Here is a 25,050-nt window from a genome sequence, read left to right as displayed (position 1 = left end):
AGCGTGGTGACCATGACGGTCGTGCAGATGGTGAACCAGGAAACCGTGCCGGCGGCGCTGTGCGTGGCGGAGGACGAGACGCATCCGCGGCCCGACGGCAGGGACCAGTACACGATCAGCGAGGTCGCCGCGTTCACCGGGATGAGCGCGCACACCCTGCGCTGGTACGAGCGGATCGGGCTGATGCCGCACGTGGACCGCTCGAACACCGGGCAGCGCCGCTTCAGCAACCGCGACCTCGACTGGCTGGCCTTCGTCGGCAAGTTGCGGCTGACCGGGATGCCGGTCGCCGACATGGTGACGTACGCCGAGCTGGTCAAGGCAGGTGAGCGCACCGAGCCGCAGCGCAAGGCGCTCCTGGAGGCGACCCGGATGGACGTGGTGCAGCGGATCGCGGAGCTGCAGGACACCCTGACGGTGCTGGACTACAAGATCGGGACTTATGCGGGCGCCGAGCGGGCGCCGGAGAGGACAGGCGCGTGATGTCGGCTGCACGGATCGGGACGGTTCGGCTCGGCGCGGAAGGGCCGCAGGTCGGCGTCCAGGGCCTGGGCTGCATGGGCATGAGCGAGTTCTACGGCGACACAGACGAGGCCGCGGCCCGCCAGACGCTGGAGACCGCGCTCGACGCCGGGGTGACGTTCTACGACACCGCCGACATGTACGGCCAGGGCGCCAACGAGGAGTTCCTCGCCCCCTTCGTCAAGGCGCACCGCGACGAGATCACCCTGGCCACGAAGTTCGCCAACGAGCGCAGGGCCGACGACCCGGCCTACCGGGCGATCCGCAACGACCCGCCGTACATCCGGCAGGCCGTCGACGCCAGCCTGAGCAGGCTCGGCGTCGACGTCATCGACCTGTACTACATGCACCGGCGCGACCCGCGGGTGCCGCTGGCCGAGTCGGTCGGCGCGATGGGCGAGCTGGTGGCCGCAGGCAAGGTCCGCTTCCTGGGCCTGTCCGAGGTGACCGGCGCCGAGCTGCGCGAGGCGCACGCGGTGCACCCGATCACCGCGCTCCAGTCCGAGTGGTCGCTGTTCAGCCGGGACGTCGAGCGGTCGGCGGTCGGTGCGGCCGCGGACCTCGGCGTCGCCTTCGTGCCGTACTCGCCGCTCGGCCGCGGTTTCCTGACCGGCGCCTTCCTGGACGCGGCGAGCGAGCTGTCCGACGGCGACATGCGCCGCCGCCAGCCGCGCTTCACCGGCGACAACGCCCGGCACAACGCGGACCTGCTGGAGCCGGTCCGCCGCATCGCCGAGGCGCACGACGCCACGCTCGGGCAGATCGCGCTGGCCTGGGTGCACGCGCAGGCGCGGGTGCACGGACTGCCCGTGGTGCCGATCCCCGGCACCCGCAGGGCCTCCCGGGTGCGGGAGAACGTCGCGGCGGCCGCGATCACTTTGGACGCGGTGGAGCTGGCCCAGCTGGAGCCGATCGCGGCGCAGGTCGTCGGCGACCGCTACCCCGACATGAGCACCACCGCGGCGGCCCGCGAGTAGCCGCTACGTCTGCGGCCGTACCCGCGCCGACCGGATCGCGGCCAGTACCGCCGCCGCGAACGGCAGCGACTCGTGCACGGGTCCGTAGCCGAGGCCGAAGACGACGGCGGCGGGGTCCTGGTCGGGCTCGCCCGGCTGCTGCCCGCCGCCGTCCCTGCGCAGCAGCCGCAGGTAGCCGTGCAGCATCTCGGGCGAGCGCCAGTCGACGCCGGTCAGCTCCTCGACCGGGAAGCTCTGGTCGCCCGCCTTCCACTTCGCGGAGGACGCGCCGGTCCAGAACCAGCGGAAGCTGACGGTGCGTCCGTCGAAGAGCGCCTTGGCGTCGTAGGCCTTGAAGGACCGCGGCGGTGCCGGTCCGTCGACCAGGAAGCGGCTCAGCGCCTCGCCCGGGCCGCCGATCTTCGCGCGTAGCTCGTCGCGGTAGTACTCCGCCAGAGTGCTGAACTCCTCGGGTACGACCAGCCGGTACGGGTCCGCGCTGTCCTTCAGCTGGCCGCCGGCCGCCTCGACCAGCGGGTCGGCGCCGGCCCGCGGGACCGCCCGCAGCACCACGTGGCCGCGGCGGCCGCCCTCCAGGTCCACCGACGCCAGCGCGGCGTGCGGCACCCGCCGCTCTCCCAGCGCGTGGAGCAGCCGCGCCCCGCGAGCCCCCCGGCTGTACCGGATCACGACGGCGTCGGGCTCGAACTCCCATACGGCATTGGTTCCGGCCAGCACATCGCCCATACGCCTCAGCCTATTGCGCTCAGCGCATTCCGGGCAGGTTCGTGCCCCGGGGTGCCCCGCGGATCAGGCGAGCCCGGCCGTGCAGGCCGAGCCGGCGGCGCCGCCGCAGGTGACGGCCGCATAGGCGCCCAGGGCGATGTCGGTGAAATTGCGCAGGCTCGCCGTGCCGGGGGCGAAGTACCCGGGGTGTCCCGCGGCGCCCGCCGCGCTGACGACCCGCGCCCCGAACTTTTCGGACACCGGGTCGGTGCCGTGGCCGAGGCCGGCGAACTCCAGGTGCGGTACGTCCTCGATCCAGTCGCCGCTGTCCCTGGCCGCCCACACGTTCGCGTCGGTGTGCAGCTGCGACGCCCGCTTGGCGTGCATCCCCGGGCTGCCGAAGACGGCGATGTCGGCGACCTGCCCCTTGGCCAGGCCGGGTGCGGCGATCCCGCACAGCACTGAGCCGTAGGAGTGGCAGAACAGCGAGACGCGCTGGCGCCGCGGGAGCGCGCCGAGCAGCGCGAGCAGCCGGGTCGCCCCGTGCTCGGCCAGATTCGCGGTGGACGCGTCGAGCCCGACCCCGCTGGGGGTCACGTAGTCGGCCCAGGCGATGACCGCCGTCCTCGCGGCGTGCTGCGCGGCCCGCTCGTGCCGGTAGAGGGCGCGGGCCATGCCGACCGGGGCCGCGTACGCCTTCGTGGCCCGCTCGAAGCTGAGGATGTTGGTGTCGACGCCCGGCACCACGACCGCGACCCGGGTCGCGGCCGCCAGGTCGCCGAAGACCTCGGCGGCCCGTCCGGCACCGCTGGGGTCGAAGGCGAGGATCTGCCGGTGGCCGGCGAGCAGCGAGGTGTAGCGCTGGGCGCGGCGCCCGGCCTCCTTGCGCCCGGCCGGCGTCAGCGTGTTGCCCGACGCGCGGGTCCGCTCGTCGGCGCGGGCCTTGAGCAGCGAGAAGCGGTTGGCCTGGTAGCGCAGAGCCAGGGGCACCCCGTTGAGGTTGCCGACGACCAGCGAGTAGCGGCGGGTGAGCCGCAGCGCCTGCGGGCGGGTGAGCGAGGCGAACAGCCGGGCGACCGCGCCGGCCGGCGCGGTGTCGGGGTCGGGCAGCCGGTGGCCGCCGATAGTGGCGCGCAGCCACGCCCGCACCGCCACCGTGCGCGCGTCGGCGGGTCCGCCGGGGCGGACCGCCGTCCAGCCGGTGGTGGCCAGCATGACGAAGGCGACGGCAAGCGCCATGGTCGCGCGGAAGGTGGTGGGACTCATACGCGCGTCGAGAAGGGTCACTCGCGGATGCCTCGCGGGGAGTGGGGACCAGGGGCGCCGACCCGCGGGTGGGGAACGGGCGGTCGGCCCAGCGTAGAAGATCACCGACACCCTCAGGGCGAACAATAAGCCGGATCATGTTTCGCGCGGCGAATTCCGGTGAGAAAGTGACGCCGGAAAACGCCGGAGCCCCGGCCGGCATAGTGCCGGTCCGGGGCTCCGTGCGGTGTGTGTCAGGCGTCGCCGCCGGCCGCGCCCGGGTGGGCCGCGGCCACGTCAAGCAGCTGGTACCGGTCCACGGCCTGCTTGAGCACCGACCGGTCGATCTTCCCGTCGCGGGCCAGCTCGGTGAGCACGGCGAGCACGATCGACTGCGCGTCGATGTGGAAGAAACGGCGTGCCGCCCCGCGCGTGTCGGCGAAGCCGAAACCGTCCGCGCCGAGCGAGGTGTAGCGCCCCGGCACCCAGCGGGAGATCTGGTCGGGCACCGAGCGCATCCAGTCGGAGACCGCCACGAACGGCCCCTCGGCCCCGGACAGCTTGCGGGTCACGTACGGGACCTGCTGCTCCTCCTCGGGGTGCAGCAGGTTGTGCTCCTCGACGGTGACGGCCTCGCGCCGCAGCTCGTTCCAGGACGTCGCGGACCAGACGTCGGCCCGTACGTTCCAGTCGGCGGCGAGCAGCTGCTGCGCCTCGACCGCCCACGGCACCGCCACGCCGGACGCCAGGATCTGCGCCGGGATGGCGCCGGACTCGCCGGCCTTGAAGCGGTAGACGCCCTTGAGGATGCCGTCGACGTCCACGTCGGCGGGCTCCGCCGGGTGCTGGATCGGCTCGTTGTAGACGGTCAGGTAGTAGAAGACGTCCTCGCCCGGCTTGCCGTCCGCGGTCTCGCCGTACATCCGGCGCAGGCCGTCCTGCACGATGTGCGCGATCTCGAAGCCGAACGCCGGGTCGTAGGCGACACAGCCCGGGTTGGTGGACGCCAGCAGCTGCGAGTGGCCGTCGGCGTGCTGCAGGCCTTCACCCGTGAGGGTGGTACGGCCCGCGGTGGCGCCCAGCACGAAGCCGCGGGCCAGCTGGTCGGCCATCTGCCAGAACTGGTCGCCGGTGCGCTGGAAGCCGAACATCGAGTAGAAGACGTAGACCGGGATCAGCGGCTCGCCGTGGGTGGCGTACGCGGAACCCGCCGCGATGAGCGACGCCGTGCAGCCCGCCTCGGAGATGCCGTCGTGCAGCATCTGGCCGGTCGGCGACTCCTTGTACGCCAGCAGCAGCTCGCGGTCGACCGACTCGTACTGCTGCCCCAGCGGGTTGTAGATCTTCGCGCTCGGGAAGAACGCGTCCATGCCGAAGGTGCGGTACTCGTCGGGGGCGATCAGCACGAAGCGCTTGCCGATCTCCTTGTCCCGCATCAGGTCCTTGAGCACCCGGACGAAGGCCATGGTGGTGGCGATCGACTGCTGGCCCGAGCCCTTCTTCGCCGTCGCGTACGCCTTGTCGTCGGGAAGCGGCAGCGGCTTGGCGCGGACGATCCGGGTCGGCACGTAGCCACCGCAGGCCTTGCGGTGGTCGTGCATGTACTGGATCTCCTCGGAGTCCCGCCCCGGGTGGTAGTACGGCGGGTAGCCCTCGTCCAGCTGCTTGTCGGTGATCGGCAGGTGCAGCCGGTCGCGGAAGCGCTTGAGGTCGTCGACGGTGAGCTTCTTCATCTGGTGGGTCGCGTTGCGGCCCTCGAAGTTCGGCCCCAGCGTCCAGCCCTTGATGGTCTGGGCGAGGATCACCGTCGGCTGGCCCTTGTGCGCCAGCGCCGCGGTGTAGGCGGCGAAGACCTTGCGGTGGTCGTGGCCGCCGCGCCCCAGGTGCAGGATCTGCTCGTCGGTCAGGTCCTCGACCATCTTGCGCAGCCGCTGGTCGTCGCCGAAGAAGTGCTCGCGGATGTACGCGCCGGTCTCGGTGGCGTACGTCTGGAACTGGCCGTCGGGCGTGGTGTTCATCTTGTTGACCAGCAGGCCGTCGCGGTCCTGGGCCAGCAGCGGGTCCCAGGAGCGGTCCCAGACCAGCTTGATCACGTTCCAGCCGGCACCGCGGAACTGCGACTCCAGCTCCTGGATGATCTTGCCGTTGCCGCGCACCGGGCCGTCGAGCCGCTGCAGGTTGCAGTTGACCACGAAGGTCAGGTTGTCCAGGCCCTCGCGGGCGGCGATGGACAGCTGGCCCAGCGACTCGGGCTCGTCCATCTCGCCGTCGCCGAGGAAGGCCCACACGTGCGACGCGGAGGTGTCGGCGATGCCGCGCGCCTCCATGTAGCGGTTCATCCTGGCCTGGTAGATCGCGCCCAGCGGGCCGAGGCCCATGGAGACGGTCGGGAACTCCCAGAAGTCCGGCATCAGCCGCGGGTGCGGGTAGCTGGACAGCCCGTCCGGGGCCTTCGACTTCTCCTGCCGGAAGGCGTCGAGCTGCGCCTCGCTGAGCCGGTCGAGCAGGTAGGCGCGGGCGTAGATGCCGGGCGAGGCGTGGCCCTGGAAGAAGATCTGGTCGCCGCCGCGGCCGTCGTCCTTGCCGCGGAAGAAGTGGTTGAAGCCCACGTCGTAGAGCGAGGCGGACGAGGCGAAGGTCGCGATGTGGCCGCCGACGCCGATGCCGGGGCGCTGCGCGCGGGAGACCATCACCGCGGCGTTCCACCGGGTCGCGTTCAGGATGCGGCGCTCGATCTCCTCGTTGCCGGGGAAGAACGGCTCGTCCTTGGTCGCGATGGTGTTCACGTAGTCGGTGCTGCGCATCTCGGGCACCGCGACGCGCTTCTCGCGGGCGCGCTCGATGAGGCGGAGCATCAGATAGCGGGCACGCTCACGGCCGCGCTCGTCGATGGCCGCGTCCAGCGAGTCCAGCCATTCCGCCGTCTCCTCGGGATCGAAATCCGGGACCTGGCTGGGAAGGCCGCCAATGATGATCGGGTTGCGATCGGATCCGGAAGCCACGCTTTTCCTTTGCTGCTCGTCGGTGCTCGGTGCTCTACTGGGTCGCGCCGCATCCATCGTGTACCGCGCCGCGCGAAACGTCATCTCTACCCAGTGGTAACCGCAGGGCCTGCGGGACGGCGGCTGCGGGACCGGTGGTCCGCCCCTGCGGCCAAACCTGAACTCTACGCCCAGTCGGACGTACGGCCGACTGGCGGTGCCAATCGTGTGCAACACCGGCAAACCGTCGTGAGCTGCGTCACCATTGAGGGTACGGGTTGCGGCGACACGGTCGAATCGTCACTGTTTGGGCGGTCTCGTACGCCGGGTACTTGCGCGATCCGCCGCGCCCGTGTGGACTACCGCCAATAAGTCCGCGTGCGCGCGGGCACACACTGGACTGAGACGAACCGACAGTCCCCATGACAGGAGGCAAAGCGTGAGCGCGACCGCGGACCACGCGGAGGAGCGGACCAACCCGGCGAGCCGGCTTGGTTTCGAGCCCGGACAGGTGGTCCAGGAGCTCGGGTACGACGAGGATTGCGACCAGGAGCTTCGCGAGGGGATCGAGGAGCTGACGGGCGAAGAACTCGCCGATGAGGAGTACGACGACGTGCCCGACGCCGTCCTGCTGTGGTTCCGCGAGGACGACGGCGACCTCACCGACGCGCTGGTCGACGCCACGTCGACCGTCGATCCGGGCGCCCCGATCTGGCTGATGACCCCCAAGACGGGCCGCGACGGTCACGTCGAGCCCAGCGAGATCGGTGAGGCTGCGCAGACGGCCGGTCTGGCCCAGACCAGCAGCGTCAACGCGGCCAAGGACTGGACGGGCAGCCGTCTGGTCACGCCCAAAGCGGCCCGCGCCGGCAAGCGCTGACCTCTCCGCGGTCGGCGGTTGCACGGCTCCCCGCCGCGGGAGCTGCTGCCGTCGGCCGCCTACCGGTCACATACGGCTGGGCGCGCAGTTTCCCCGCGCCCCTAGAAGCGGTCACCTTCTGCGGAAGAGGCCAACCACCAGGGGCACGGGGCACCCGCGCCCAGCCACCGGCTCGTGGGAGGTCCGGGGGGCAGCCGCTGCCCGGCAGGGCGTTCGGCACCCCCGAGGTGGGATGCTCGCGCCATGAGCACAGTCGGCACCGCGGCAGCGGACTTCTCGCTGCCCGACCAGCACGGCCGGACGGTCGCCCTGACGGACTTCCGCGGGCGGAAAAGCGTCGTCCTGGTCTTCTACCCCTTCGCCTTCACCAGCGTGTGCGCCGGTGAGCTGCAGGCGCTGCAGGCGCAGTCGGACGCCTTCGAACGCGAGAACGCGCAGCTGCTCGCCGTCTCCTGCGACTCCATGCACACCCAGCGGGTGTTCTCCGACCAGGAGGGCCTGGAGTTCCCGCTGCTCTCCGACTTCTGGCCGCACGGCGCGGCGGCCAGGGCGTACGGCGTCTTCGCCGAGGACAAGGGCTGCGCCCTGCGCGGCACCTTCGTGATCGACCCGGCCGGCGTCGTCCGGTGGTCGGTGGTGAACGCCCTGCCCGACCCCCGCGACCTTCATGAGTACGTAAAGGCGCTGGAAGCGGTGCGGTCCCCGGGAACCGGTCACTAAGCTCGGCTCGTTGATCGGGCACATCGGCCCGGCAGCCGTACGTACACAATCGACAGGACAGGGGAGGACTCGTGGGAGTCAGCCTGAGCAAGGGTGGCAACGTCTCGCTGACCAAGGAGGCCCCCAACCTTACGGCGGTCGTCGTCGGTCTGGGCTGGGACGCGCGGACGACCACCGGATCGGACTTCGACCTCGACGCGAGCGCACTGCTGACCAACGAGGCCGGCAAGGTGCTGTCCGACCAGCACTTCGTGTTCTTCAACAACCTGCGCAGCCCCGACGGCTCGGTGGAGCACACCGGCGACAACCTCACCGGTGAGGGCGAGGGCGACGACGAGGTCATCAACGTCAACCTCGCCGGGGTGCCGGCCGACGTCGTGAAGATCGTCTTCCCGGTGTCGATCTACGAGGCCGAGTCGCGCCAGCAGAGCTTCGGGCAGGTCCGCAACGCCTACATCCGCGTGCTCAACGCGGCGGACCAGCGCGAGCTGGCCCGCTACGACCTGACCGAGGACGCCTCGACGGAGACCGCCATGGTCTTCGGCGAGCTGTACCGGCACGGCGGCGAGTGGAAGTTCCGGGCCATAGGCCAGGGCTACGCCTCCGGTCTGCGGGGCATCGCGCAGGACTTCGGCGTCAACGTCTGAGCAGTACCCGCCAAGGGGGAAAGGACCACCATGGGCGTCACGCTCGCCAAGGGAGGCAACGTCTCCCTCTCCAAGGCCGCGCCGAATCTCACCAGGGTGCAGATCGGCCTGGGCTGGAGGGCACGCTCGACCACCGGGGCCGACTTCGACCTGGACGCCAGCGCGCTGCTGTGCGCGAACGGCCGGGTGCTGGGGGACGAGTACTTCGTCTTCTACAACAACCTCACGAGTCCGGAGGGGTCGGTCGAGCACACCGGCGACGACCTGACCGGCGGCAGCGGCGGTGACGACGAGACGATCCTGGTGGATCTGACCCTGGTCCCGGCGCAGGTCGACAAGGTCGTCTTCCCGGTCTCGATCTACGACGCGGACGCCAGGGTGCAGACGTTCGGGCAGGTCAGCGACGCGTACATCCGGGTGCTCAACCAGGCGGACGGCGCCGAGCTGGCCCGCTACGACCTGACGGAGGACGCCTCGACGGAGACCGCGATGATCTTCGGCGAGCTGTACCGCTACGGGGGCGAGTGGAAGTTCCGGGCCGTAGGCCAGGGGTACGCGTCCGGTCTGCGCGGCATCGCCCTAGACTTCGGGGTCAACGTTTCGTAAAGCCGCGTACCGCGCGGGGGACCTCGTGGTCACAGGTCACAGGATTGGGTGGGAAGCACGTGCTCCTCAGAACATTCGGCTGGTCGTTCGGCATCACCGCCGCCGGCCTCGCCCTGGCCGGCGTCCTCTGGGGGTGGCACGGACTCGCGATCGTCGCGATCCTGTCCGTCCTGGAGATCTCGCTCTCCTTCGACAACGCCGTCATCAACGCGGGCATCCTGCGGAAGATGAACGCCTTCTGGCAGAAGATGTTCCTCACCGTCGGCGTGCTCATCGCGGTGTTCGGCATGCGGCTGGTCTTCCCGATCATCATCGTGGCGATCACCGCGAAGCTGAGCCCGTGGGAGGCGGTCAATGTCGCGATCAACGACCACGACCGCTACGAGGCGCTGGTCACCGGAGCCCACCCGGCCATCGCGGCCTTCGGCGGGATGTTCCTGCTGATGATCTTCCTCGACTTCATCTTCGAGGAGCGCGAGATCACCTGGCTCGGCTGGCTGGAGAAGCCGCTGGCCAGGCTGGGCAAGCTGGACATGCTGTCGGTGGTGATCGCGCTGGTCGCCCTGGTCATCGCGGCCACCACCGTCGCCACCGGCGTGCCGGTGCACGGCGGCCACGGCACGATCGACAAGGCCGAGACGGTGCTGCTGGCCGGCGTCGGCGGCCTGATCACCTACCTCGTGGTCGGCGGGGTCTCCGGCTTCTTCGAGGAGCGCCTCGAAGAGGACGAGGACGACGATGAGGAGGGCGAGGGCGACGAGGAAGGCGCGGAGTCCGCGGAGCCGGCCAAGACCGGCCCCACCGCGGGACAGGTCGCAGGGCTGGCCGGCAAGGCCGCGTTCTTCATGTTCCTGTACCTGGAAGTCATCGACGCGTCCTTCTCCTTCGACGGTGTCGTCGGCGCCTTCGCCATCAGCAACGACATCTTCGAGATCGCGCTCGGCCTCGGCATCGGTGCGATGTACATCAGGTCGCTGACCGTCTTCCTGGTCCGCAAGGGCACCCTGGACGACTACGTGTACCTGGAGCACGGCGCGCACTACGCGATCGGCGCGCTGGCGGTCATCCTGCTGGTGACGATCAAGTACGACGTCAGCGAGGTCGTCACGGGTCTGGTCGGCGTGGTGCTGATCGCCGCTTCCTACTGGTCGTCGGTGGTACGCAACCGCCGTCTCGGGGAAGGCTCCCAGGAGTCGGACGACGACAAGACGGAAGTCACGACCGGCGTGTGACCGGTCGCGCGAAGGCAAGGAGCTGCCCCCGTCGTCCGGCGGGGGCAGCCGCGTGTCCGGGGAGCCCGGGGCGACCGGGGCCAACCAGGGGAGGGGTGGCGGCAAGATGGCGTGGTGGGACTTCTTCCGGCCGAACGGAGCCGGCCGGTTCGACGTCGCGAACGCGCACACGGTGGAGCTCACCAAGCGCCATCCGGTGGTGTCGCTGACAAAGTCGGGTGCCGCGATCGGCAACATGCGGGTCAACCTGTCCTGGTCGATGCGCACCTCGGACACCGGCGGCTGGCACAGCGACCGCCGCGGTTTCCTGCGCCGCCAGTTCGACGTCTTCCGGCCGCAGGTGGTGCAGGCGGCCGGCCCCGCGATGGTCAACGTCGACCTGGACCTGGCGTGCATGTACGAGCTGGCCGACGGCTCCAAGGGCGTCGTCCAGCCGCTGGGCAACTTCCTCGGCGACCTCGACGCGCCGCCGTACATCCAGATGAGCGGCGACGACCGCTTCGGCGGCACCTCGGGCGAGACGCTGTACATCAACTTCGACAAGCGGGACGAGTTCGTACGCCTGCTGGTCTTCGTCTACATCTACGACGGCACGCCCGCCTTCGACCGCACCCACGCCAAGGTGGAGATCTTCCCCGGCTCCGGCCCGCGGATCGAGATACCCCTGACCGAGCGGGAGCCGCAGGCGCGCTCCTGCGCGGTGGTGCTGATAGAGAACCGCAAGGGCGAGGTGACCGTGCGCCGCGAGGTGAAGTACGTCTACGGCTTCCAGGCCGAGATCGACCGGCTCTACGGCTGGGGACTGCAGTGGGGCCGTGGCTACAAGTCCAAAGTATGACCGCGCTGCGGCCGCCGGCTCAGCGTCCCGGCTGGAACTGCGGTCCCTGCGGGGGGAGCGTGAAGGCGGCGGTGCCGTTGCCGGCAGGGGCGGTCGCGCCCACCGGCTGCGGGTAGCCGTAGGCCGGGTAGCCCGGCTGCGGCTGCTGGTGGACCGGCGGGGCGACCGGCGGCGGGCCGGGGGCGGCGACGGGCTGCGGGTAGCCGTACGCGGGCTGTGCGGGCACGTGGCCGCCCGTGGGGGCCTGTAGCGGGTAGCCGTAGGCGCTGGTCGGCCCGGGCTCCTGCTGCGGCTGGGAGCGGGCCTGCGAGGGTGCGGAGGTCTGCGGGGGGTCGGTGCGGCCCGCGTCGGGCTCCACGTCGTCCACGGTGATGCCGAACTCGGTCGCCAGGCCCACCAGGCCGGTCGCGTAGCCCTGCCCGACCGCCCGGAACTTCCAGCCGCCGTCCTTGCGGTACAGCTCGCCGCAGTTCAGCGCGGTCTCGTCGCCGGTGTCGGGGCGGACGTCGAAGGTGACCAGCGGGGCGTGCCGCGGCCCGGAGGTGTCGTAGAGCAGCACGCACAGGTCGCGGACCATCCGGAAGGCGCCGCCGTCGCAGGACGCGGCGATCACCACCCGGTCGACCCCGGCGTCCAGCGCGGCCAGGTCGACCTCCACGGTGTCGGTCAGGCCCTCGGCGACCCGCTGCTTGGGCAGGTGGCGGGCCAGGCCGGAGGGGTGACGCGGTTCGTTGTAGAAGACGAAGTCGGCGTCCGAGCGCACCCGGCCGTCGCGCCCGAGCAGCAGCACGGAGGCGTCCACGTCCGGCGTGCCGGAGGCGGGGCTCCAGCGCAGCACCGCCCTGATGCCCGGGGCATCGAGGGGGACGTTCGAGCCCTTCACCATCACGTGCGTCATGCGGTCATCCTGCCCTTCCGGCGGGGCGGCCCACAACGCCGGGTCGCGGCTCCGCGCCCGGCGCGCCGAAGGTCATGCGGTGGACCTGCGGCGGTTACCTGTTTTTCACGTACGGAGGGAACGTGTGTCGCATGGTCGCACGTACGATAATCGGCCAGATGTCCTCAAGGCCCGTATGTTGAAAGGGGGCGCAATGCGACACTTCGGACACCTCGCCGCAGAGACGAGGGAAGAGCTGTTCCACCGCGAGCCGCAGGAGTTCACAGCTGACTCACCGGCTCGCACGCTCGCGGCTGCCCTCGGCGCGACCCTCTACAGCCCGGCCACCCGCTCCACGCTCGCCGACGACGTGCTCAAGCAGGCCGCCCGCGGGGTGGTGTCCATGGTGCTGTGCCTGGAGGACTCCATCGACGACCGGGACGTCCCGGCCGGCGAGGCCAACATCGTCCAGCAGTTCCGCCAGCTGGCCGCCTGCCCCGGCGCGGCCGACCGGCTCCCGCTGCTGTTCATCCGGGTCCGCACCCCCGGCCAGATCACCGACCTCGTGGAGCGGCTCGGCGACAGCGTGCAGCTGCTGTCCGGATTCGTGCTGCCGAAGTTCACCGAGGAGTCCGGCGTCCCGTTCCTGGAGGCGCTGAGCGACGCGGAGGCCTCCAGCGGGCGGCGGCTCTTCGCCATGCCGGTCCTGGAGTCGCCCGAGCTGCTGCACCTGGAGAGCCGCGTCGAGACGCTCTACGGCATCTCCCGCACCGTCGACAAGTACCGCGAGCGCGTGCTGGCCCTGCGACTGGGCGTGACCGACTTCTGCTCCTCCTACGGGCTGCGCCGCGCCCCGGCCATGACCGCCTACGACGTCCAGATCGTCGCCGCGGTGATCGCCGACGTGGTCAACGTGCTGGGCCGCGCCGACGGCAGCGGCTTCGTGGTGACCGGCCCGGTCTGGGAGTACTTCCGCCACCAGGAGCGGATGTTCAAGCCGCAGCTGCGCCGCAGCCCCTTCAGCCCCGAGGCCGAGGACCTGCGCGAGGCGCTGCTGGAGCGCGACATGGACGGGCTGCTGCGCGAGATCGAGCTGGACCGCGCCAACGGGCTCCAGGGCAAGACCTGCATCCACCCCACCCACGTGCCGGTCGTGCACGCGCTGAGCGTGGTCACCCACGAGGAGTTCAGCGACGCGGCCGACATCCTGCACCAGGACCGCAGCGGCGGCGGCGTCCTGCGCTCCGCCTACACGAACAAGATGAACGAGGTGAAGCCGCACCGGGCCTGGGCCGAGCGCACCCTGCGCAGGGCCGAGGTCTTCGGGGTCGCCCGCGAGGGCATCAGCTTCGTCGAGCTGCTCGCGGCCAGCCTGCCGCCGGCCTGACCAGGCATCCTTGTAGTAGTCATGGAATCCACGGAAGAAGACCGCCACCGCATGCTGACGACACCGCCCTGGCCGGGACAGTGGGTCGCCGACCGCCTCGGCATCGCTCTGCACGGCGACGGCCTGCACGACCTGCTGGGCCTGGCCCTGCGGCGCAACCCCAAGCGGGCGCACCTGCTGGTGTCGAACGTGCTCGGCAAGCACGTACCGCAGCGCCCCGGCACGGTCTACGGGCACGCCTACGACCTGGGCCTGCGGGTCCGCGCCCTGCTGGGCGAGCAGGAGGCCGCCAGGGCGGTCGTGGTCGGCTACGCCGAGACCGCCACCGGACTCGGCCACGCGGTCGCCGACGGCGTCGGAGCGGTGCCCTACCTGCACTCCACCCGGCGCGAAGTGGCGGGGCTGGCCTCCGGCGGCGCCTTCGAGGAGGAGCACAGCCACGCCACAGGCCACCTGCTGCTCCCCGAGGACCCCGGCCTGCTCGGCGGCACGGGACCGCTGGTGCTCGTCGACGACGAGTTCTCCACCGGGCAGACGGTGCTCAACACCGTCCGCGACCTGCACCGGCGCCACCCGCGGGACCGCTACGTCGTGGTCGCGCTCACCGATATGCGCTCCCCGGCCGACCACGCCAGGCTCGCCGCCTTCGCCGCGGACCTCGGCGCCCGGGTGGACGTCATCGCGCTGGCCTCGGGCACGGTGACCCTCCCCGAGGACGTCCTGAGCCGCGGGCAGGCCCTCGTGGCGGCGTGCACGGCGGCCGACACGGCAGCGGCCGCCCCCGCGGCGCCGGTGGCCCGCGTCGACCTCGGCTGGCCCGCCGGGATACCCGACGGGGGCAGGCACGGCTTCCTGCCCGCGCACCGCGAGCGCCTGGAGGCCGCGCTGCCCGCCATGGGCCGCCGGATCGCCGGCGCCCTGCCCGCCGGCGCCCGGCGGGTGCTCGTCCTCGGCAACGAGGAGCTGATGTACGCGCCGCTGCGGCTCGCCCAGGCGCTGGAGGCGCACGGGGCCGGGAACGGCGCCGAGGGCGGCGCGGAAGGCGGAGTGGAGGGCGGCGCGGAAGGCACTGCGGGAGGCGCCGTGGAGGCGTACTTCTCGACCACCACCCGTTCGCCCGTGCTCGCCGTGGACGACCCCGGCTACGCGATCCGCAGCCGGCTGGTCTTCCCCGCGCACGACGACCCCGCCGACGGCGGATCGCCCGAGCGGTACGCCTACAACGTCGCCGGCGCCGGCTTCGACGCCGTGGTCTGCGTCGTCGACTCCGCGGGGGACACCCCCGCCCTGCACGCACCCGGCGGGCTGCTCGCGCAGCTCGCCGCGCACACGGAGACGGTGCTGCTCGCCGTCGTCCCCTGCTACCGACCGAACGGAAACCCTGGCCCCATGAGTGCATCCACCCGGCCGCTGCGCGGACCCGCCTTCGGATCGTATGCGCCGGACGAGGTGGGCTGGCTGCTCAAGGACCTCTCCGACGTGCCGCTCGAAGCGCCCACCGAGGAGCGCGAGGAGGCCATACAGAGCGGCGGCGCCCACTACGCCGAATCGCTGCCGGTCGAGTACCAGCCGAGCCCCGAGTACCAGGAGCTCTTCAAGGCCGCGCTCGCCACCTCCGCCGAGCGGATCGCCCGCGCGGTCGGCGCGGTCACCGAGCTGGTCCTCGCCGAGCGCGGCCCGGACGCCGTCCTGGTGTCGCTTGCCAGGGCCGGCACCCCCGTCGGCGTCCTGATGCGCCGCTGGGCCAAGCACGCGCACGGCCTCGACCTGCCGCACTACGCCGTCTCCATCGTCCGCGGCCGCGGCATCGACCGCACCGCGCTGAGCTGGCTCGCCGCCCACCACGACCCGGCCGACGCGGTGTTCGTCGACGGCTGGACCGGCAAGGGCGCCATCACCCGCGAACTGGCCGACGCCATGGCCGACTTCCCCGGCTTCCGCCCGGAGATCGCGGTCCTGGCCGACCCCGGCGGCTGCGTGTCCACCTACGGCACCCGCGACGACTTCCTGATCCCCTCGGCGTGCCTCAACTCCACGGTGTCCGGCCTGGTCTCGCGTACGGTGCTGCGCGCCGACCTCATCGGCCCCGGCGAGTTCCACGGCGCCAAGTTCTACCGCGACCTGGCCGGCTCCGACGTCTCCGCGCTGTTCCTCGACACCGTCGCCGCCGCCTTCGACGCGGTCGGCGACGGTGTCGCCGAGGACGTCAAGTCGCTGCGCGCGCAGGACCGTTCGCCGACCTGGGAGGGCTGGGCCGCAGTCGAGCGGATCAGCGAGGAGTACGGCATCGGCGACGTCAACCTCGTCAAGCCCGGTGTCGGCGAGACCACCAGGGTGCTGCTGCGCCGGGTCCCGTGGAAGATCCTCGCCCAGCGCGGCGCCGGCGCCGACCTCGACCACGTAAGGCTGCTCGCCGCCCAGCGGGGGGTGCCCGTCGAGGAGACCGACGGGCTGCCGTACTCGTGCGTCGGCCTGATCCACCCCCGCTACACCCGCGGTGCGACCGGCACCGACGGCAAGGCGGTGTCGGCCCTGTGAACCGCACCTACAGCCGGACGATCGTCGCCAGCGACCTCGACCGCACCCTCATCTACTCCGCCGCCGCGCTCGCCCTCACCATGCCCGACGAGGACGCGCCCCGGCTGCTGACCGTCGAGTTCCACGAGGCCAGGCCGCTGTCGTACATGACCGAGGCCGCGGGCCGGCTGCTGGTCGAACTCGGCGACACCGTACGCTTCGTGCCCGCCACGACGCGCACCCGCAAGCAGTACCGGCGGATAAGCCTGCCGGGGACGCAGCCGAGCTACGCGATCTGCGCGAACGGCGGGCACCTGCTGGTCAGCGGGCGCACCGACCACGACTGGAACACCGAGATGCGCCGCCGGCTCGACGACGGCTCGGCCCCGCTCGCCGAGGTGCGGGCGCACCTCGCCGCCACCGCGGACCCGGAGTGGCTGCGCAAGGAGCGCGTCGCGGAGGACCTCTTCGCCTACCTGGTCGTCGACCGGGAGCGGCTCCCGGCCGGCTGGGTCAAGGAACTCGCCGCCTGGGCCGAGCCGTTGGGCTGGACCGTGTCGCTCCAGGGCCGGAAGATATACGCCGTGCCCAAGCCGCTGTCCAAGAGCGCGGCTCTCGCGGAGGTCGTCCGGCGCACCGGCGCGGAGCGCGTCCTGGCCGCGGGTGACTCGCTCCTCGACGCGGACCTGCTCACTGCGGCGGACGCCGGCTGGACGCCCGGCCACGGCGAACTCGCGGACACGGGCTGGACCGCGTCCCACATCACCCCCCTCCCCGCCGGGGGCGTCCTCGCCGGCGAAGAGATCCTCCGCCGGTTCCTGGCGACTGCCGCGGCGTGATTGCCGCTCGCGGCGGCGCTGCGCCTTTCCCGCCGTAATGGCTGGTCGCGCAGTTCCTCCCCCAGCACCCCTGGGGGCTGCCCTGTGCGCAGAGGGCAGCCCCCAGGGGCGCTGGGCAGGACCTACGGGTCCCGCGGGGAGACCACGCGGGTGCAGTGGGGGCGGGTGAGTTCCACGCGGTGGGCGTTGACGCGTTCGCTGGAGGCGATGAAGGCGCGGGCCTCGGACTCGGTGCGGCCGCCGCGTATGTGACGGCGCAGGAGTCGGCGTTCGCGCAGGCGCTGCGGGGTCTCGACGTACCAGAGCTCGTCGAGCAGGTCGCGGACCTGCGCCCAGCCGGGCCCGTCGTCGGCCAGGTAGTTGCCCTCGGTCACGACGAGCGCGGTCCCCGCGGGGACGACGAGACCGGCGGCGACCGGCTCGTCGATCCGCCGGTCGAAGTCGGGCGCGTACACCGGCCGCGTCCGCTCGGCCCTGAGCCGCCCGAGCAGGGCGACGTAACCGTCGACGTCGAAGGTCTCCGGCGCCCCCTTGCGGTCCCGCAGCCGCAGCCGGTCCAACTGCGCGTTGGACAGGTGGAAGCCGTCCATCGGGACGTACGCGGCCGTCCCGGCGCCGAGCCGGTCGTTCACGCCCGCCACCAGCCGCCGCGCGAGTGTCGACTTGCCGGCGGCGGGCGCGCCCGCCAGCCCCAGCAGCGAGCGGCGGCCTGGAATGCTGGGCACCAGGGCGACCGCGTCATCGACAAGCATCCCGTCACCCTAAGCGCCACACATCGGAGCAGACACGTGTACGAGACGAAGAACCCGCCGCTCACGTCCGAGCTGTACGCATACGTCCTCGACCACAACCCGCCGCTCGACCCGGTCCAGCGCGACCTGGTCGAGACCACGCACCGCCGCCTGGCCGGCGTCGCGGGCATGCAGACCGCGGAGGAGCAGGGACCCCTGCTGGCCTTCCTGGTGCGGCTGACCGGCGCCCGCCGGGTCGTCGAGGTCGGCACCTTCACCGGCTTCTCGACCCTGTCGATGGCCCAGGCACTGCCCGAGGGCGGGCAGCTGATCGCCTGCGACATCTCGGAGGAGTGGACCGCGGTGGGCCGCGAGGCGTGGGCGAAGGCCGGCGTCGCCGACCGCATCGACCTGCGGATCGCCCCGGCGATCGACACGCTGCGGGCGCTGCCCGGCGGCAGCTGGATCGACCTGGTCTTCCTCGACGCCGACAAGGAGTCCTACGTCGACTACTGGGAGGAGCTGGTGCCGCGGATGAACCCGGGCGGCCTGCTCGTGGTCGACAACACCCTCTACCACGGCGACGTCGCCGACCCCGCGGCCACCGGCGGCGCCGCCGCCGTCCGCGCCTTCAACGACCATGTGCGCGCCGACGGCCGGGTGGACGACGTCCTGCTCACCGTCGCCGACGGCCTCACGCTGGCCCGCCGGCTGCCGTAGGGCGGAAAGCCCGCTCAGTGCTGGGGCAGCCCGCGGCGGGGCGGCGGCCTCCTGGCGGCCACCGCCGCGCGCTCCCTGGCCTTCTGCTCGCGCGCGGCCTCCTCCGGATGGCGGCGCTTCCAGTACGGGTTGTCGTGCGGCAACCCGCCGGTGACCCGCCCGTACAGCCCGAAGAACAGCAGCAGCACCCCGACGCCGAAGCTGAACAGCACGTTCGACATCTTGAACGCCAGCAGGTTGCTGTCGGTGTCCAGCAGCGCCAGGTTCACGAAACCGCTGATCAGGAAGGCGCATCCGACGCAGATGTTCAGCGTGGAGGCGAAGTTGCCGCCGATGACCATGCCGACGAAGAGCAGCGCGCCGATCACGATGGAGATCGTGCTGAGCGCGCCGTTGGAGTTGAGCCCGGCGATCTTCTTGCCGGCCTGGGACATGAACGACACGTCGTTGAGCAGTCCCAGGATGCCGAAGACGACGAGGATCAGGCCCATCGCTCCCGCCCCGAAGCGGTAGACCTGATTGAGCCGGTGGTCGGCGGGGAGGTGGTCGTCGAGTCGCATGGGCGCCTCCTTCGGGGGCTGGACTCGTCGAGGACGCCGTTGCCTACAGGATAGGTCGGGGTAGCCGGGGCAGCACCGCGGCGCGCAGCGGGCGGCGCCCGCTACCCTGAGGCCATGCCTCGTTACGAATACCGCTGCAAGACCTGTGGCGCCACCTTCGAGATGCGCCGCCCGATGTCGCAGTCCGGCGCCCCCGCACCCTGCCCGCAGGGCCACGGCGACACGGTGAAGCTGCTGTCGACCGTCTCGGTGGGCGGTACGGCCTCGGCGGCCGGGTCCGCCGGTCCCGCGCCGGCGCCCGCGGGAGGTGGCGGCGGTGGCTGCTGCGGCGGCGGTTGCTGCAGCTGACGGCTGACGGCTGACGGCTGACGGCTGACGGGCGGGTCAGGCGCGGCCCGCCGCCCGGTCCTCCCTGATGTTGGACACCACGCGGTTCGCCGTCTCGCGGACGGCGGCCGTCTCGGTCAGGAAGGCCCAGTAGTCCGGGTGCCGGCCCTCCAGCGCGGCCAGCGCCCGGTCGAGCCTGGCCACCGCCTCGTCGAGCGGTCTGGCGTGCCGCGGCTCAGGCGTCGTACGGCCCTGCATGGCCAGCCGCTGGGCGTCCCTGATCACGAAGCGGGTCCGCTCGACCTCGGCCTTCGGGTCCTTGCTGACCTCGTTGAGCCTGCGCAGCCGGTCGCCCGCGGCGCCCACCGCGCCGTCCACGTCGTCCATCAGGGCACGCACCGAGGCCAGCTTCGCGGTGGCCTGCGCAAACTGCTGGGCGTCCCGCGCCCTGCGCGCCTCGGCCAGCGCCGACTCCGCCTGCCGTACGGCCTGCTCGGCCTGTTCAGGGACCTGCTGGAGGTCCTGCCAGCACGCCAGCGAGAAACGCCGCCGCAGCTCGCTGAGAACCGGCGCCACGCCCTCCGCCCGGGTGCCGAGCGCCTGCACCCGGGTACGCAGCGACACCAGGCGCTTGTCGATCTCCCTGGCCTGCTCGGGCAGCCGCTCGGCCTCCGACCTGACCGCCTCGGCCTTGCGGCGGATGTCGTCGGCGCGCTGCACCGTTTCCTTCACGCCGTGCTTGGCGGCACCCTCGTTGAGCTTGGTCAGCTCGGGCGCCAGCGCCGCCAGCCGGGCCGCCAGGTCGTCGGCGGTGATACCGGCGGCGCGGACCGCGTCCAGCGCGTTGCTCGCCGCGAGCAGCGACTGCTTGGCCCGCTCCCTGGCCGGCGCCAGCCGGGCCAGCTGGGTCTCCGCCCGGTCCAGCAGCGGCGTCATCGTCGACTGGTAGCGCTCCAGCTCGGTCCTGGCGTTGACCAGGTCGTCCTTGGCGCGGGTCAGCTCGCTGACCGCCCGGGAGGCGGACGCGTGGTCCAGCTCGTCCCGGTCCAGGTCATGGGCGTCGACGGTGGCGATATAGGCCGCGCTGACCTGGTCGATCTTCTCGCCGAGCGCCCGGAAGCCGGACAGCGCCCTGCTGGCCTCGGGGGACTGCTCGACGGCCGAGATCGTCTCGATGGAGATCTCCAGCTCGCGCTGGGCCGTGTCCAGCTCGTAGAAGGCCTGCGCGGCGGCGTCCTTGGCTGCCAGTGCCTCCGCACGCAGATTGTCGCCGCGCCGCCACCACGAACGTGCCGTCGTCACAGTGACTCTCTCTCCCCGCGCTCGCCGCCCACCGCCATCGGCTCCATACTCCCACCCGGCCGCCCCGAACACACGGCCCGGTCCACCTGCGGCACACTCCCCGTACGCGCTCCCGTATGCGCTTGCCCACCCGCCCCCGCGGCGAGGTAACCTGTGACGTCGCAATCTCCGGGGCGTGTAGCTCAGTGGTAGAGCGCCGCCCTTACAAGGCGGATGTCGGCGGTTCGAAACCGTCCACGCCCACCCCCCAGAGCAGGTAGAACGCCAAGAACGGCCAGGTCAAGGCTACTTCGCCCCGCCTGGCCGTTCGCGTGACCTGGAATCTCCTGGAACCCTCTACCCCTTTGCTGGAACCTGCGCTTCGCGGAGCATCTCCCATTCGTCTCCCAAATGATCACTAGATAACGCCAGGTCAGTGGTGGCGCCCGACATGCGAACGGCCCCTCGCCCACCCGTCGGTGGAGAGGGGCCGCCTGCGCCGAGGTCCCGATCCGGGGGCCGCCCGAAACCGGTCCCCGGCGCGATCGTGGGGCGGTCACTCGTGCACGACTAACGACTGCTGCACTGCCCAACGAGTTGCAGCTCAGGGCGTACTTCACCCGTTCGAGTGAACGTACGTTCGAATCTCGCACAGTGACTCTAGCCCTGCGGTGGACGTTCGCCGCAGGGCTGGGGGCAGCGGTGCTCAGTGGTGCTGAGTTAGTTTCCCCGGGCACCTACATGTAAACAAGATCCGTCCCATATCTGGTACTGACACAAGATCGTCAGCCGCTCAGCGTGGTCCACGTGCCGACCGATCCACGCCCGGACTGGGTGCTCGCCAGCCGCCAGGCGATCGGCCACCGCATCGCCACCCTCCGCACCGCCCGAGGAATGTCCGTCGACGACCTCGCCGAGGCCGCTGGCGTCGACCGCAAGAGTGTGATGCGCGCCGAAGGTGCATCCGTCAGCACCGGCCTTGATCTCCTGCTCATGCTCGCGGACGGGCTCGGCGTCTCAGTCGCGCACATGGTGGACGTCGAGGTGCCCCGGCCGCCGACGTAGTAGCGACCGGGGCGAGGGCCAGCTACTCCGGGCGGAGCTGGGTGGAGAGCGTGTCCGCCGCGGCGGCGGCCGCGTCCTGGGCGACCGCCGGGAGGCTCGTGTCGCTGGCTGCGCCGGTGGCGTTGACGAGGTCGGCCACCTGGTCGAGCAGGGTGTCGTCATCGTCGGGCACGGGGGGCATGCGGTCTCCTCGCAATAGGTGGGGTGGGGTGCCCCGGCCGCCCGCACGGGGGTGACAGGCGACCGGGGCGGGGTGCTGACGGCTCTGCGGGAAGCCGTCCCGCCAGCACCCGGTCAGGGGGCGCGGCGTATCCCGACCTGCTGCTGCCGGACCACCGCAATCGCGGCCGGCGAGGGGGGCGCGCACTCCTCGTGGCGCCACCGGGGGATACCGGGGCCACTGCCCTGCTCGCTGGCGCCGGTGAGTACGGCTACGACGTGAGCAGGGATCCGGTGTCCGCAGCTCACGCAGGTACGCATCACCGGACCGCCGGCCCGGGCAGGAGTCGCACGAGGTGCGAGACGATGTCAGCAGGGAGGGGCGGTACGTACACGTAGCCGTGGCCGCCGAGGTCGGCCCACGCCACTACGCGGGACACCAGGTCGTCGTCTGCGCCGAGGTCGCGCAGCACGCGCCGCAGATCATCAGCGGTCTCCCGGCAGCGTGCCGTACCGGCGGTCTCCGGTGCGGGTAAGGTCTCCATGTCGCGCCCCTTCCGGCGTGGCCATGCCCCGGGCCTGCCAGCCGCGGGGCACTCTGCTGCCCGCCCCACACGTCGGCGCGCAGGGAGGGCGCACCTCGACGCTAGGAAGCGGCCCCTTGCGCCCGCCAGCAACTAGCACCAACTTGCACCCGAGCTTCCCGCCATGGGTGCGCCGCCGATGCACCCTTGACGGGACGTCACCAGCGCCAGACCGTGGTGCAAGTCCGTGAAAGCAGCTCACTAAGGGAGCCCGCCATGGCACTACGGTTCATCGGGATCGACCCCAACACCGACGGCGACCACTGCCCCACCGTGTGGGTCGATGACCAGACCAGCGAGATCGTGATTCAGGGGTGGAAGGCTGACCCCGACCTCGTCGAGCAGGCCCGCGCCGCCGGCCCCCTGCCTGAGACTGAGGCAGTCGTTCGCCTCCCCGCACGGATGGCGCAGATCATCAGGGAGGCCGCCGATGCCGCAGACGCCGCCGCCGTTCAGTGAACTGCTGGCCGGCGCCGCAACGTCGGCCGTGCACCTGGAGACGCGGGACACCTACTACAGCACCCCGCGGTTCGAGGCGTGGAGGAGCGGCGACGAGGTCGACTGGGCTGACCGGTCGGCATGGTGGCAGCCCTTCCACGACGCGGTGGCTGCCGCGGTCTCCCGCGGCGTCACCGTGCGCCGTGCCCGGGTCGTCTCCGAGCCCGTCACCGAGTACGTACGGTGGGAGCACTACCTCACCCGCGCCAACATCGAGGCGGGCGAGGACGTCCGGTGGCTGCCCCGGTCGCAGGCCACCCGCCTGCTGCTGCCCGCCAACGACTACTGGCTCTTCGACGGCCGGCTCGCCCGGATCCACCACTTCGCGGGAGCCGGAGACCTCGTCCGCGACGAACTGGCCGACGACCCCGGCTTGATGGGCCAGCTCGCCGATGCGTTTGAGCAGGTGTGGAACCTGGCGATCACGCACGACGAGTACAAGATCCAGTAGAACCGCTACATGCCGCCCACGTCGCCATCCTCCAGCGTCCAAGCCGCGCGCGAGCAGGTCGCCGCCCGGCTCCGTGAGGCCCGCCTCGACGCAGGCCTCACCAAGCGGGAGGTGGCGGCGCGGTGCGGCTGGAGCGAGGCCAAGAGCGGGCGCATCGAGAACGCCCGCACGGCGCCCTCCGACCAAGACATCCGCGCATGGTGCCGCGCCTGCAGTGCGGACGGCCTCGCCCCCGACCTCATCGCCGCGAATCGACAGGCCGGCCAGATGTACGTGCAGTGGCGCCGCCTCCAACGCACGGGCCTGCGGCAGCTCCAGCAGTCCTCGGTGCCCCTGTACGAGCGCACTCAGCACTTCCGGGTGTACTGCTCCAATGTCGTCCCCGGCTTCCTCCAGACGCCCGGCTACGCCACAGCGCTGCTCCGGTCTATCGCCGCGTTCCGTGGCCTGCCCGATGACGTCGACCAGGCCGTCGCTGCCCGGCTCGACCGATCCCAGATCATCCGCCAGCGTGGCAGGCGGTTCGCGATACTGATCGAGGAGAGCGTCCTCCGCCACCAGCTCGGCGACGCCGGGGTGATGGCCGGACAGCTCGGGCTTCTACTCTCAGCCATGGACCTGCCCGCAGTGTCGCTGGGCGTCGTCCCGTTCGCTGCGGTGCGCAGCATGTGGCCGATCGAGACCTTCACCGTGTTCGACGACGAGCGAGTGCACTGCGAGCCGCTGTCCGCGTCAGTGAAGATCACAGCGCCCGACGAGGTAGCGCAGTATGTCCGCGCCTTCGGGGCCTTCCACCAGCAGGCCGTGTACGGGGCGGATGCGCGCGCCCTGATCGTGCAGGCCATCGAGGCGCTGCGGTAAAGGGACGCGGACGTGCCGCCGGCAGGTAACCGGCGCGGTGTGGCGGGCACCACCCCGGCCGGTCACGCGCCCGTCACACCCCGCCCGTAGGCTGCTGGTATGGCCGAGATCCCCACCGAGGTAGCAGCAGCACAGCGCGCGTCCGACGAGGCGTGGGCGGCCCTCCAGGCGCACCGCGAGCAGGTCAACGAACGGCGCCAGGCCGACCCCCGGGTGGAGCACCCGAAGTTCGGGCCGATCCTCCGCCCCTGGACGACGGACGAGGACGCGGAGTACGACCGGCTGCATGCTGCGGTGCTCGCCGCGGCCGAGGCCCGCGCCGCCGCGATGGTCACCGCGGGCATCGTCAGCACGTACTCCGTCGAGGGCGAGATGCGGGCCGCCGCCCGGGCCGCCGCCGGCGAGTAGCCGTGCCCGAGGAACAGACGCCGCCGGCCCCGGTCGAGGCCCGTGAGGTCCCGCCGTGGCGGCCGGGTGACGGGCCGGTCCTGGCCCGCACCTGGACCCGTGGCGGCCCCGCGGTCGAGGTGTACGTGGGCGGTGAGTGGCGGCTCGCACCTGTTCTACAGCGGCAGGACTGGGCGTCAGGCCGGATCACGTACCACGTGATGGTCGTCGCCGACCCGGCCGCCGGGTCCCCCTCGTACCGGGTCTACCTCTGGGATCCCCGTGCGATCCGCCCGTCCCGCCCGGCCACCGCGGCCCCAGTAGAGCGCACCTGGTCCTGAGGCAGGGGTGCGCCCCGCCGGTACGGGGGGAACCAGCGGGGCGCGGCGGGGGTGGGGCAAGACTGCGCCCACACAGCCCGACCAGGCCATACGACATTCGGCGTAGACACGA

General features: G+C 71.7%; 28 protein-coding genes and 1 tRNA gene. 20 read left to right on the top strand and 9 right to left on the bottom strand.

Annotated elements, in window-relative coordinates; translation table 11 throughout:
- Positions 1 to 27: 27 nt before the first annotated feature.
- Together NFU81_RS10295 and NFU81_RS10290 are read left to right on the top strand one after the other, a co-directional pair.
- Positions 28 to 483, top strand: coding sequence for a MerR family transcriptional regulator (locus NFU81_RS10295; RefSeq protein ID WP_422665174.1), 456 nt, complete (start codon positions 28 to 30; stop codon positions 481 to 483).
- Complete coding sequence (locus NFU81_RS10290) at positions 483 to 1,499, top strand: aldo/keto reductase (RefSeq protein WP_251487819.1); 1,017 nt, start codon at positions 483 to 485, stop codon at positions 1,497 to 1,499. Before NFU81_RS10295 ends, NFU81_RS10290 begins: the two co-directional genes overlap by 1 nt.
- A gap of 3 nt (positions 1,500 to 1,502) precedes the next feature.
- On the opposite strand, the gene NFU81_RS10285 is transcribed toward NFU81_RS10290, so the two are convergent.
- The 3 genes from NFU81_RS10285 to aceE all read right to left on the bottom strand — a co-directional run bounded on the left by NFU81_RS10285 (position 1,503) and on the right by aceE (position 6,451).
- Complete coding sequence (locus NFU81_RS10285; protein ID WP_251487817.1) at positions 1,503 to 2,225, bottom strand: DUF4429 domain-containing protein; 723 nt, start codon at positions 2,223 to 2,225, stop codon at positions 1,503 to 1,505.
- A 63-nt stretch (positions 2,226 to 2,288) separates the two neighbouring features.
- The gene (locus NFU81_RS10280; protein ID WP_422665173.1) at positions 2,289 to 3,491 is read right to left on the bottom strand and encodes an alpha/beta hydrolase; all 1,203 of its coding nucleotides are present in this window, start codon (positions 3,489 to 3,491) and stop codon (positions 2,289 to 2,291) included.
- 212 nt (positions 3,492 to 3,703) lie between these two features.
- Positions 3,704 to 6,451: a pyruvate dehydrogenase (acetyl-transferring), homodimeric type gene (aceE, locus tag NFU81_RS10275; protein WP_251487813.1), complete on the bottom strand. Its 2,748-nt coding sequence runs from the start codon at positions 6,449 to 6,451 to the stop codon at positions 3,704 to 3,706.
- 418 nt (positions 6,452 to 6,869) lie between these two features.
- Here aceE and NFU81_RS10270 point away from each other — a divergent pair, with 418 nt between their 5' ends.
- From NFU81_RS10270 to NFU81_RS10245, 6 genes are all read left to right on the top strand, one after another.
- Positions 6,870 to 7,310 (top strand): DUF3052 domain-containing protein, encoded by a 441-nt coding sequence (locus NFU81_RS10270; protein WP_033175114.1) that lies wholly within the window; start codon positions 6,870 to 6,872, stop codon positions 7,308 to 7,310.
- 243 nt (positions 7,311 to 7,553) lie between these two features.
- Positions 7,554 to 8,030, top strand: coding sequence for a peroxiredoxin (locus NFU81_RS10265; RefSeq protein ID WP_251487812.1), 477 nt, complete (start codon positions 7,554 to 7,556; stop codon positions 8,028 to 8,030).
- A 71-nt stretch (positions 8,031 to 8,101) separates the two neighbouring features.
- On the top strand, positions 8,102 to 8,677 hold the full coding sequence (locus tag NFU81_RS10260) for a TerD family protein (RefSeq protein WP_033175112.1): 576 nt from the start codon (positions 8,102 to 8,104) through the stop codon (positions 8,675 to 8,677).
- Positions 8,678 to 8,707: 30 nt separating this feature from the next.
- A complete protein-coding gene (locus NFU81_RS10255) occupies positions 8,708 to 9,283 on the top strand; it encodes a TerD family protein (protein WP_251487809.1) in 576 nt (191 codons plus the stop codon).
- Positions 9,284 to 9,342: 59 nt separating this feature from the next.
- Complete coding sequence (locus tag NFU81_RS10250; protein WP_251487806.1) at positions 9,343 to 10,515, top strand: DUF475 domain-containing protein; 1,173 nt, start codon at positions 9,343 to 9,345, stop codon at positions 10,513 to 10,515.
- A gap of 106 nt (positions 10,516 to 10,621) precedes the next feature.
- Positions 10,622 to 11,353: a TerD family protein gene (locus tag NFU81_RS10245; RefSeq protein ID WP_251487803.1), complete on the top strand. Its 732-nt coding sequence runs from the start codon at positions 10,622 to 10,624 to the stop codon at positions 11,351 to 11,353.
- Positions 11,354 to 11,372: 19 nt separating this feature from the next.
- On the opposite strand, the gene NFU81_RS10240 is transcribed toward NFU81_RS10245, so the two are convergent.
- Positions 11,373 to 12,251, bottom strand: a complete 879-nt coding sequence (locus NFU81_RS10240; protein WP_251487800.1) for a TerD family protein — start codon at positions 12,249 to 12,251, stop codon at positions 11,373 to 11,375.
- Between the two features lie 193 nt (positions 12,252 to 12,444).
- On the opposite strand from NFU81_RS10240, the gene NFU81_RS10235 reads away from it, so the two are divergent.
- From NFU81_RS10235 to NFU81_RS10225, 3 genes are read left to right on the top strand one after another with little or no spacing between them, the layout of a single operon-like run.
- Positions 12,445 to 13,617: an HpcH/HpaI aldolase/citrate lyase family protein gene (locus NFU81_RS10235; RefSeq protein WP_251487797.1), complete on the top strand. Its 1,173-nt coding sequence runs from the start codon at positions 12,445 to 12,447 to the stop codon at positions 13,615 to 13,617.
- A 21-nt stretch (positions 13,618 to 13,638) separates the two neighbouring features.
- A complete protein-coding gene (locus NFU81_RS10230; RefSeq protein WP_251487794.1) occupies positions 13,639 to 16,155 on the top strand; it encodes a phosphoribosyltransferase in 2,517 nt (838 codons plus the stop codon).
- A complete protein-coding gene (locus NFU81_RS10225) occupies positions 16,152 to 16,973 on the top strand; it encodes an HAD family hydrolase (protein ID WP_251487791.1) in 822 nt (273 codons plus the stop codon). The genes NFU81_RS10230 and NFU81_RS10225 overlap by 4 nt, the downstream gene beginning before the upstream one ends.
- A gap of 122 nt (positions 16,974 to 17,095) precedes the next feature.
- Here the strand turns inward: NFU81_RS10225 and NFU81_RS10220 are convergent, their stop codons facing one another.
- The gene (locus NFU81_RS10220; protein WP_251487787.1) at positions 17,096 to 17,725 is read right to left on the bottom strand and encodes a nucleoside/nucleotide kinase family protein; all 630 of its coding nucleotides are present in this window, start codon (positions 17,723 to 17,725) and stop codon (positions 17,096 to 17,098) included.
- 36 nt (positions 17,726 to 17,761) lie between these two features.
- On the opposite strand from NFU81_RS10220, the gene NFU81_RS10215 reads away from it, so the two are divergent.
- Positions 17,762 to 18,424, top strand: coding sequence for an O-methyltransferase (locus NFU81_RS10215; RefSeq protein WP_251487784.1), 663 nt, complete (start codon positions 17,762 to 17,764; stop codon positions 18,422 to 18,424).
- 14 nt (positions 18,425 to 18,438) lie between these two features.
- Here the strand turns inward: NFU81_RS10215 and NFU81_RS10210 are convergent, their stop codons facing one another.
- Positions 18,439 to 18,984, bottom strand: coding sequence for a DUF4383 domain-containing protein (locus tag NFU81_RS10210; RefSeq protein WP_251487780.1), 546 nt, complete (start codon positions 18,982 to 18,984; stop codon positions 18,439 to 18,441).
- A gap of 114 nt (positions 18,985 to 19,098) precedes the next feature.
- On the opposite strand from NFU81_RS10210, the gene NFU81_RS10205 reads away from it, so the two are divergent.
- On the top strand, positions 19,099 to 19,332 hold the full coding sequence (locus NFU81_RS10205; RefSeq protein WP_251487777.1) for an FmdB family zinc ribbon protein: 234 nt from the start codon (positions 19,099 to 19,101) through the stop codon (positions 19,330 to 19,332).
- A gap of 36 nt (positions 19,333 to 19,368) precedes the next feature.
- On the opposite strand, the gene NFU81_RS10200 is transcribed toward NFU81_RS10205, so the two are convergent.
- Positions 19,369 to 20,613 carry a coiled-coil domain-containing protein gene (locus NFU81_RS10200; protein ID WP_251487774.1) on the bottom strand — a complete coding sequence of 415 codons (1,245 nt, stop codon included), beginning with the start codon at positions 20,611 to 20,613 and terminating at the stop codon, positions 19,369 to 19,371.
- 171 nt (positions 20,614 to 20,784) lie between these two features.
- Between NFU81_RS10200 and NFU81_RS10195 the strand changes: the two genes are divergently transcribed.
- Positions 20,785 to 20,856: transfer RNA gene (locus NFU81_RS10195), tRNA-Val, on the top strand.
- 543 nt (positions 20,857 to 21,399) lie between these two features.
- Positions 21,400 to 21,657: a helix-turn-helix domain-containing protein gene (locus NFU81_RS10190; protein WP_251487772.1), complete on the top strand. Its 258-nt coding sequence runs from the start codon at positions 21,400 to 21,402 to the stop codon at positions 21,655 to 21,657.
- 22 nt (positions 21,658 to 21,679) lie between these two features.
- On the opposite strand, the gene NFU81_RS10185 is transcribed toward NFU81_RS10190, so the two are convergent.
- The gene (locus NFU81_RS10185; protein ID WP_251487770.1) at positions 21,680 to 21,838 is read right to left on the bottom strand and encodes a hypothetical protein; all 159 of its coding nucleotides are present in this window, start codon (positions 21,836 to 21,838) and stop codon (positions 21,680 to 21,682) included.
- A gap of 298 nt (positions 21,839 to 22,136) precedes the next feature.
- Positions 22,137 to 22,361 (bottom strand): hypothetical protein, encoded by a 225-nt coding sequence (locus NFU81_RS10180; protein ID WP_251487768.1) that lies wholly within the window; start codon positions 22,359 to 22,361, stop codon positions 22,137 to 22,139.
- A 255-nt stretch (positions 22,362 to 22,616) separates the two neighbouring features.
- On the opposite strand from NFU81_RS10180, the gene NFU81_RS10175 reads away from it, so the two are divergent.
- The 5 genes from NFU81_RS10175 to NFU81_RS10155 all read left to right on the top strand — a co-directional run bounded on the left by NFU81_RS10175 (position 22,617) and on the right by NFU81_RS10155 (position 24,938).
- The gene (locus NFU81_RS10175) at positions 22,617 to 22,859 is read left to right on the top strand and encodes a hypothetical protein (protein WP_251487766.1); all 243 of its coding nucleotides are present in this window, start codon (positions 22,617 to 22,619) and stop codon (positions 22,857 to 22,859) included.
- The gene (locus NFU81_RS10170; protein WP_251487764.1) at positions 22,831 to 23,349 is read left to right on the top strand and encodes a DUF6879 family protein; all 519 of its coding nucleotides are present in this window, start codon (positions 22,831 to 22,833) and stop codon (positions 23,347 to 23,349) included. Before NFU81_RS10175 ends, NFU81_RS10170 begins: the two co-directional genes overlap by 29 nt.
- Positions 23,350 to 23,358: 9 nt before the next feature.
- Complete coding sequence (locus tag NFU81_RS10165; protein WP_251487762.1) at positions 23,359 to 24,210, top strand: helix-turn-helix domain-containing protein; 852 nt, start codon at positions 23,359 to 23,361, stop codon at positions 24,208 to 24,210.
- 99 nt (positions 24,211 to 24,309) lie between these two features.
- Positions 24,310 to 24,618: a hypothetical protein gene (locus NFU81_RS10160; RefSeq protein WP_251487759.1), complete on the top strand. Its 309-nt coding sequence runs from the start codon at positions 24,310 to 24,312 to the stop codon at positions 24,616 to 24,618.
- Between the two features lie 2 nt (positions 24,619 to 24,620).
- Positions 24,621 to 24,938 carry a hypothetical protein gene (locus tag NFU81_RS10155; RefSeq protein WP_251487758.1) on the top strand — a complete coding sequence of 106 codons (318 nt, stop codon included), beginning with the start codon at positions 24,621 to 24,623 and terminating at the stop codon, positions 24,936 to 24,938.
- Positions 24,939 to 25,050 lie beyond the last annotated feature (112 nt).

The sequence above is a fragment of the Actinacidiphila cocklensis genome, assembly GCF_907177275.1.
GTDB classification, from domain to species: domain Bacteria; phylum Actinomycetota; class Actinomycetes; order Streptomycetales; family Streptomycetaceae; genus Actinacidiphila; species Actinacidiphila cocklensis.
This window is presented reverse-complemented; position numbering and strand designations above follow the sequence as displayed.